10 protein-coding genes are annotated in these 8,036 nt (G+C 40.8%); 8 read left to right on the top strand and 2 right to left on the bottom strand.

Going from position 1 to position 8,036, the window contains the following annotated elements; all coding sequences use genetic code 11:
* The first annotated feature begins 323 nt into the window (after positions 1-323).
* Both JFC06_RS11675 and JFC06_RS11670 read left to right on the top strand, forming a co-directional pair.
* A complete protein-coding gene (locus JFC06_RS11675) occupies positions 324-548 on the top strand; it encodes a helix-turn-helix domain-containing protein (protein ID WP_057758779.1) in 225 nt (74 codons plus the stop codon).
* A gap of 155 nt (positions 549-703) precedes the next feature.
* Positions 704-979, top strand: coding sequence for a hypothetical protein (locus tag JFC06_RS11670; RefSeq protein ID WP_095570655.1), 276 nt, complete (start codon positions 704-706; stop codon positions 977-979).
* 187 nt (positions 980-1,166) lie between these two features.
* Here JFC06_RS11670 and JFC06_RS11665 read toward each other — a convergent pair whose 3' ends face one another.
* Together JFC06_RS11665 and JFC06_RS11660 are read right to left on the bottom strand one after the other, a co-directional pair.
* Positions 1,167-2,123: a hypothetical protein gene (locus tag JFC06_RS11665; protein WP_114701938.1), complete on the bottom strand. Its 957-nt coding sequence runs from the start codon at positions 2,121-2,123 to the stop codon at positions 1,167-1,169.
* Between the two features lie 30 nt (positions 2,124-2,153).
* Entirely contained in the window at positions 2,154-4,790 is a 2,637-nt protein-coding gene (locus tag JFC06_RS11660; protein ID WP_114701937.1) for a MobA/MobL family protein, read from the bottom strand.
* A gap of 263 nt (positions 4,791-5,053) precedes the next feature.
* Here JFC06_RS11660 and JFC06_RS11655 point away from each other — a divergent pair, with 263 nt between their 5' ends.
* The 6 genes from JFC06_RS11655 to JFC06_RS11630 all read left to right on the top strand — a co-directional run bounded on the left by JFC06_RS11655 (position 5,054) and on the right by JFC06_RS11630 (position 7,798).
* The gene (locus JFC06_RS11655) at positions 5,054-5,395 is read left to right on the top strand and encodes a hypothetical protein (protein ID WP_114701936.1); all 342 of its coding nucleotides are present in this window, start codon (positions 5,054-5,056) and stop codon (positions 5,393-5,395) included.
* 204 nt (positions 5,396-5,599) lie between these two features.
* Positions 5,600-5,770 carry a hypothetical protein gene (locus JFC06_RS11650; RefSeq protein WP_162799535.1) on the top strand — a complete coding sequence of 57 codons (171 nt, stop codon included), beginning with the start codon at positions 5,600-5,602 and terminating at the stop codon, positions 5,768-5,770.
* A gap of 327 nt (positions 5,771-6,097) precedes the next feature.
* A complete protein-coding gene (locus JFC06_RS11645) occupies positions 6,098-7,054 on the top strand; it encodes a replication initiation protein (RefSeq protein WP_058368520.1) in 957 nt (318 codons plus the stop codon).
* Positions 7,055-7,137: 83 nt separating this feature from the next.
* Positions 7,138-7,365, top strand: a complete 228-nt coding sequence (locus JFC06_RS11640) for a type II toxin-antitoxin system RelB/DinJ family antitoxin (protein ID WP_114701935.1) — start codon at positions 7,138-7,140, stop codon at positions 7,363-7,365.
* An 18-nt stretch (positions 7,366-7,383) separates the two neighbouring features.
* On the top strand, positions 7,384-7,647 hold the full coding sequence (locus JFC06_RS11635; protein ID WP_226949371.1) for a BrnT family toxin: 264 nt from the start codon (positions 7,384-7,386) through the stop codon (positions 7,645-7,647).
* On the top strand, positions 7,634-7,798 hold the full coding sequence (locus JFC06_RS11630) for a hypothetical protein (protein ID WP_156410068.1): 165 nt from the start codon (positions 7,634-7,636) through the stop codon (positions 7,796-7,798). Before JFC06_RS11635 ends, JFC06_RS11630 begins: the two co-directional genes overlap by 14 nt.
* Positions 7,799-8,036: the final 238 nt, after the last annotated feature.

Here is an 8,036-nt window from a genome sequence, read left to right as displayed (position 1 = left end):
GAGTATTTGAGTATTTGAGTATTTGAGTATTTGAGTATTTGAGTATTTGAGTATTATTAAGACTTTACTCAATAGTTAGATGAATAGCAACATTTTTAAAAAATAACTATATCTTTGATATCGACTGAATTTCTATGTGAATAATATTCATAAAACTGCATAAATTTGTCAAAGACTGAGATGCCCCAGTAAACTGACTGCTAACATATAAAGTGTAGCTATCAAGTATCAATATGAGCTACTAAAAGCAATACTTTAGCCGCTCATATTCGTTATAATCCGCTCACCAATCAAAAACCACTAATATGAATGAGGGAACCACTATGGTGAAGTGTCACTTATCGACCATCATGGGTGAAAGACGCCTTAAAATTGCCGATATCTCAAGAGATACTGGCATCAATCGTGGCACCATTACTCGCATGTATCATGAAGAAGCCACCCGCGTTGATCTAGATGTCATCGAGTCTTTATGTACTTATCTTAGAATCAATGTTGGTGATTTATACGAAATCATAAATGAGGACAGCAGTGAGTCACCAGCATAAATAACGTTGTCATGAGCTGTGATTGTCTTTAAACGAATAAAAAGACCTACAGAAGGTTATTTTCTCTTGCAATAGATTAAAATATAGGTATAATTTGACCTGTAGTAAGTCATTTTATTTATTATATGTATATAATGGTCTATAGGAGAATACCAATGAATAACAATCTATCTCGGCTCAATAGCTGCACATGGTTTAGTGAACAGACTAAAACGTTAGCCTCTCAGCTGTTATTAAGCTTACAAATACAGCAAGGCGTACAGCTGGCAACCCTACTTGGTGTTGACCCCATTCTTTATAATGATGAAGCGGTTTATGTCTGGGTGCAACGACAGCTAGATGACGGTCTTATCGTTGACGATCATGCGTTAAGCACCCTTGAAACTGCTTTTATAGAGTTGGTCACAGCTCACACTGACCAAGCAGCGTAATGGCTTTAGCTTATATTTACAGACAACTTGTTTAACAAGAAACAATAACCCTTAAAGCCAGATAAAGTGTCATTATCTGGCTTTTTGATATAGACAAAGATAACGACAATCAAACAAGCTTTTTTCAGTCTTATATGTCTCAGAAGACGCACTTTTGGGCAATATGGCTTACTATTACCATATGCCTTTACTCAGTCGGCTCTGCACGCGGCACCCCAGCTATTTTATAATAAACAAAGCCTCTCTCATCTCTCAAAACACTTTTACTGTCTGCTCTAACGCACCAGCTGATTGCATCAGGCTGCGCTTCATTAACATCACAAGCCAAAATAATCTGCTGACTTTGAGCGTTATCAAATGCCTGCTTCCACCCCGTTTCAAGCTCATCGATGCCGCGCTGTAGCTCTGCTTGCTGGTATCTCATCTCTGCAATCTCATCAAAGCTTGGCACATACCAAAATACCAGGGCCACCAAACTTATTATCACAGCCATCGTACCCGCTGCGACAGCGGCTGCAATCCTTTTAATACTCATAGTCTCAATGGACTTATGAATTTTGTCCAAGTCTTTACTAGCTCTACCCTCAACCTGTTCAATCCGCGTTTTGGTGGTGGTCTCAAAGGTCTCAATATCTTCAATAATCTGCTTATGACCAGCTTGGTACTGATTGGTGAATAGGGCTAGATTGTCAGCGCCTGCGCCAAGCTTGTCAGCCACCGCTTGCATGGTACTCACTTGTACCTCTATGCTGTCGTTTTTAGCAGTGACGACCGACTCTACAGCCGTATCAATCTGCTGTTTCATATCGGTGATGATGCCTGCTATTTTGTCATCATAACGACGCGGCATATCATTGTCAGTAAAAGCAGTCACTGCCGCTTGTAGCTGCTTTAACACGAGTTCTTGATACTGACTCAATGCCTGCGAAGTCGTGCTTGCGCTACTACCTAATTCTTCAATGGCAGAAGACACCTCATTCACCTTGCTATCAATACCGCTAAGCGAACGCTCAAGCCGCCTCGCTACCGCATCATCGGCTCGCTTAATCAGCTCACGCAAGGCCCCAATGACCGGAGTCAATGAAGTCACTAGGTTAACAAGTTGATCGTGTATGTCTTGCTCAGTGCGGTCATTTTTATTCATAGTAAGTACTCATTATTGTAATCATCACAACTAAAATGGGCGTGGTGACGAGTAATGGCGCGCTTTTTCTTGAATAGCCTTGTCTATATCCAGCACTTGTGCGGCCAAGATTTGCGCTAAATTTTGCGTGCCCACGCGGATGTCAGGAACCTGCTCAAAACGCTCATTAAGCGCGTTTATAGTATCAATTTTATGACGGTCGCTAGGAAGCGTGCCGAGCGCTTGTAATAGTGTCTGTACCGATGTATCTCTGTCTATCGTCACCCGTTCTGCATCCGTGTCTCGCAAACGCTTTTGCAACGCGGTGACGTTATCAGTATGCTGAAGCGTTTTTAAAACGAGGGCCTCAGCAGCTAACTTTTCAGCCACCTCTATCACAGTGGCAGTAGTATCAATCGCTTTAAAGTCGATCTTATCAATACGGTCTTTAACCCGTACCAGCATATTATCAAACCTGCTCTGATACGCCTTGACTTCTGCCTGTCGGGTACGCGCAAGGGCAGTAGCATCTTGCTCTTTTTGTTGTTTTTCTTGCCGCCGCTTCTCTGCTTCCTCTCGTGCACGCTCAGCCTTTTTCTTAAGCTCTGCTTGCTCATGTGCTTTGTTGAGCTGGTACTGAAGCCTCATCGTACGGTTGCGCCAGTCATCAAGCCGATCTGCGTTCAATTGAGTGGTCTTGGTACGGGTAATCTCATCGTATAAGTCATCATCTTGCACAATCACCGCTTCACTTTGATCAAGAAGGGCAATACGCTGCTCATAAAACGGCGATAGGCGCTGATAGGTTTTTTGACTGGTATTGATTTGCAGCTTTAATTGTTTGATGTCTTCATTATTGGCGGTTTTAAATGTCTTTACATCAGATACAAGCATCTTCAAACGTGCCTCAGCGGTATCATCTATCTCTACCGCTTTAAGAGCACGCAGCGCCTCACGCTCTTGCTCAAGCGCTTTAAAACGCTCAACATCAAGATCTGCCAGTGCCGCGAACTTATGATAGGTGTCAAGGTTGCTCGTTATCTCGATCGCCTGCAAATCCTCAAACGTCTCCCGCCAGTGCCGCTGCAGCTCAGTTTTTTCAATATCAATCTCATCAAGCGCTTTAAAGTCAGTAGCCAGCTTATTCAGCGTTGCGGCAAACGGTTTTAAGGTGGCCTTTAGCGCCTTATGATCATCAATAACTCGATTGTTAAGGGGAATAAGATTTTTTAAAACCGCTTTATTGTTCAGCACCGTTTTATCAATCTGTGACAGCTGCTCTTCAAGGCGGCTAACAGCGCGGCCTGTTTGTAGGGTGTCATCTTGTCTAAACTGATCAACCGACGCTAAAGCCGTCTTTAGTGCCTCGCTTTGCTCTTTCGTATGTATTTTCCGGGCAAGCTCAATCATTTTTTGGCGGGGCTCGCTAAAATCCTGTCCCACCTCCTTGGTGAACCGCTGGGTACTCTTAATGTTTTTATCAATGGTAATAATCTGTTTAGACTGAAGCGCTAACTCTTCATACAGCGCATCAATGGTTGAAAATAAGGCGCTGCGTACCATCTTTTTTTGACTCACAAAGTCGGCTGAAATTGCTAAAAGCTCATCAAGTGCGTGATCATTGGCCACATCACTATGCGTCTGACTGTTATTTTTAGGGATAGCGGGTTCAAGTTCAGCGGCAGGATCTACAAAGCGGATATTACTGAGCTCAATTCGCGCAAAGGGCTTACGCTTTTTATAATGTACTGTGACGCCGTTAACCTCTTGCTCATTGCTTTCTAGGTCAATACGTCCCTTGTCGTCATACTCAATTACCAGACCATTTTTTTCAATGTAAGCATTGATCTCATCAATCGTCTCGTTGTACTCATGAATCACTGAACGATTGCCTTTGAGAATATCCTTATACAATGACTTGCCCAGTTTCATTTTTGGTAAAAGACTGATGCCCAGCTCACGGTAGGATTTCTCACTAATGGTTTTATTCTCAGGCAGTAGCTTATTGGCCATATCCGCCCAAAGGGTGCGTTGATATTTAAGCTCATCGCCGCGCCCGTTTAACCCCTTAGATAAACGCTCCTCCGTTGACCACTGCAGCCAATTCTTGCGTGCTGATAAAGCATAACCCTCAACATCCGCTACTATCTCACGGCTTGAGAGTAAAATATGGGCATGAAAATTACGACTGGTCAGCTCAACCACTTCAACCTCCCCCACATGTTTCTCGTGACTGTGGGGCCGATGAATGGCCACATCGACAAGCACGTTATAACGATCAGATAAGGTTTGAGCGTAGCGCTCGGCCAGAACTATACGCTGATCAGCGGTGATCCCATCAGGAAACATCACATCAATCTCAGTACCCAATTGCGCGTTTTTACGAGTCTCAATGCGTTCGATATCATTCCAAAAACCCTCACGTGTCACTGCTAGATCCCCAGCAAGAGTTGGCGTTATCAACGCCATATGCACCACATTTTTCTCAATAACTTGCGTATATTTAGTGCCATCACTGTCCACTAAGTTTAAGATTTTATCTTTAGCTTTACTGGTATAATCGTGGACGACTCCTGACTGCCCATCAACCAGTTTTGAGCCAGAATTATAAGCCGACTTTGCCACCACGCTATGATTTTTCGCCTTACTAACGGCGCTAACCGACAGATGAAAACCTTTATTATTCATAGCAAAAAAACCCAATATTGAGTGATGATTTTTTGGGGGTTGTAGGGGGTTCGCCCCCTGCCGGACGACGGAGTTTATGTAAAAAAAATAGCGCCCCTTGTGGGCCTTTTTTACATAAACTCCTAAGTTCGCTCTTAACAGAGGGTTAAAATACTACTGCGCCCACGAAACGAAGTGGTCTTGTGTATTTTACTACCTTGCATACCTGTATATGTACTGCTAGGATCAACTCTATCATAGTTGGCTAAAAAAAGGATGAGGTAATGTCAGTAATATCAGATGATTTATTTGCAAATAAGATTAAGCAATTACAGGCTCTTAAAAAAGAGATTGATCAGGACAGGCTTGAAGCACATAAAATATTGGGGGAGTGGTTGGCCAACGCATTAGACGATGATGACAATCATGAACTGCAAGCTATTTTTTTAGATGCACACGATAATGAAAAATATGTCCGTTTGAAAAAGCACCGTGAGTTTTTAAAGTCAATTGCTCATAAGATGCAAGGTGAGGCTAAGATGGTATCAAGCAGTTTTACTTCACATGAAGACAATCAAGATAGTGAGTACGGTTCATTGTTTGATGACGATTCAGCAGCTCAATAACTGTTACTGTTAGCAATAGCCTATTCATCAGTACAACTGAATCGTCTTCTAATTAGCGAAATGCTAGAAGACGATTTTTAGCTGTTTTAAGCGTTTTAAAATAGCTTTAGCTACCATCGTATCGAACAGAGCGTAGAACGCATATAAGAGTATTTTTTATGCGTTTTAGCAATGCTTTAAGATGTGTTTACAGAGGTGTCGATAATGACTATTGAAAATGAAGACAAGTTATCTACAAAAAATGAGACTGATACTGAGAGTATGAAAACAGCGTTGGCCAGAATGACAGATGAAGACATTCAAAATATCTTTGACCGTGCTTTTGAAGATTTTCAAAGATCAAAGCTTAATCCGAACTATGAGAATAAAGATTGATACCGAGTAAATTGACCATAGCGTTTTGAGCTACTGAACAGTTCTATAAGTGATTGGTCGCTCATATTATCATCTCAAATCCGTCAGTTCTTGAGCTTTTTTCCTATTATTTAATATAAAAACATATTTTTTACTTTTAAAGATTTTTAAAGACTTTTAGGAAGCTCTCAGACCTTACCAGTTAAGGGCTTCAAGATCTATAAAGCTACAATCAGCTAGGTTAATGCTACAATCAGCTAGGTTAAAAGCTACAATCAGCTAGGTTAAAAGCTACAATCAGCAGGTATTATGCTACAATTAGATAGATTTGAGTATTAAGGCGTAGATATGACTAACCAAGTTGGTTTATATGAGAAGAAATACCCTGCAAATTGGGTTGTTATGCAAAATCGTATTCTACAAGCGTTTTATGAAATGACACTTGATGAAAAACGGTTGCTGTTGCTTGCTAGTTCAGTAGTGCGTTTGATAGATGCCACTGAAAAAGACACTATAGAGATAACCGCGAAAGCATTTGCAGAGGCTTGCAACATTCAAGTGGATTCTGCTTATACTCAATTAAAAGATGCTAGTGAAACGATGATGAGGCGATTTTTTAGCTATAGAAATGAACGCGGTAGCCGTGTCAATGTACAGTGGGTCATCAGATCAATATATGAAGATGGCTATGTGTCTCTATGTTTTACAGATGAAGTGCTACTGATGTTGAAGGTTTTTGATGAAAATAATCCATTCACTAAATATAAAAAAGAAGATGTACTTAAACTGAAGGGTGAATATTCAATAGATATATACCATCTGGCCAAAAAACATGAGGCAATGAGCTCGTGGACAATGTCACTTGAAGAAATTAGAGAGGAGCTAGCTCTTTCTAAATCTTACGAACGTATTAACAACCTAAAAAGTCGAGTCATCAACCCAAGCGTTGAAGAAATAACAGAAAAGTCAGATATTAAAATCACCTATGAAAACGTCAAACGTGGTCGTACCGTCACAGGACTAAAATTTAATGTAAAAGCTAAGCCCACCAAGAAAAAAAGTCTGGAGGACTTAAATCAGAATAATGAGAATAGAGATATACCATCCTTAACAGTCAAACAGATCGACCGTTTTGCGCCTCTATTGGCTAACTATGCCCCATTTGGTAGCTATGCGCCTTCAGGAAAAAGTACCCAAGAAGTGATCAGCTGGTTACACACTCAATTAAGAGATGAAGCTTTTTTAAAGACCCATAAAAAGCATTTGCTGGCGGTAGGTTATACGTTCCCTAAGCAAAAATCATAGCAAAGAAAAAAGAGTGATTAATCTGGTACTGTCTATACAAATGGTTTATATTATATGTACACAGATAAGCCATTTGTAATGCCATGACGACAACTAATTATAATATCAGGCTCGATCAAGAGCTAAAAGAAAATGCTTTTGCCGTGTTTGAAAGCTATGGTCTAACGCCGTCTCAAGCGATTAAATTGTTCTTGACCCAAGTGGCGCAAACCAATCAAGTACCGCTATCTTTTGAATACCAGAAAGTAACAGCTGTCAGTCAAGATGAATTGCTAATCTATAAAGAGCATACTGACAGAGAGAACAGATAAGTATTAGATTTGAATGGGATGAACAAAAAAAACACCAATCAGCGTAAGCACCGTTTATTATTTGAGGCAGCCGCCCGAGTTTTTCTAGACCTTTTATGCCTGCGTCAGCAAGACAGGTATGAAAATGATGAAAAGCAGTGGCAAGCGCTGGGTACAGTAGACGGTACCGCCGTCCTATTGGTAGCCCATACGCAAACAGAAATAGATAATGGTGAGGTTATACGCATTATCTCAGCTAGACGTGTCAAAAAAATGAAAGGGAGCCAGTGTGAACAAAGTTAGTTATCAAATAGACGAGCTACCACCACTAACGGCCAAGCAACAAGTAGATTTAGAGCATTTAGCAACGCTTAATGATGACGACATTGATCTATCAGACATTCCAGAAGTCACCGACTGGTCAGGTGTTAGCCGTGGCAGTATTAAACCATAAGCGTTCTTTACTGAGGCCAGTATCATTGCCAAATTTAAGGATAAAACCAAGCAAACAGGCGCTAATCATTAATAAATGATAGTAATGCGCTAGAAGAGTACTTAACTGATCGTTAGCCCTAATCTAATGATTGTGACCTCAAGATTACTTGAGGTTTTTTTAAGCCTTATATTGTAGTATGTTGTATATTGTATTATACTATATAAAAAATACTACAAACGCTACATATTTACTCATA

The sequence above is a fragment of the Psychrobacter namhaensis genome, from assembly GCF_016107545.1.
Taxonomy (GTDB): Bacteria; Pseudomonadota; Gammaproteobacteria; order Pseudomonadales; family Moraxellaceae; genus Psychrobacter; species Psychrobacter namhaensis.
This window is presented reverse-complemented; position numbering and strand designations above follow the sequence as displayed.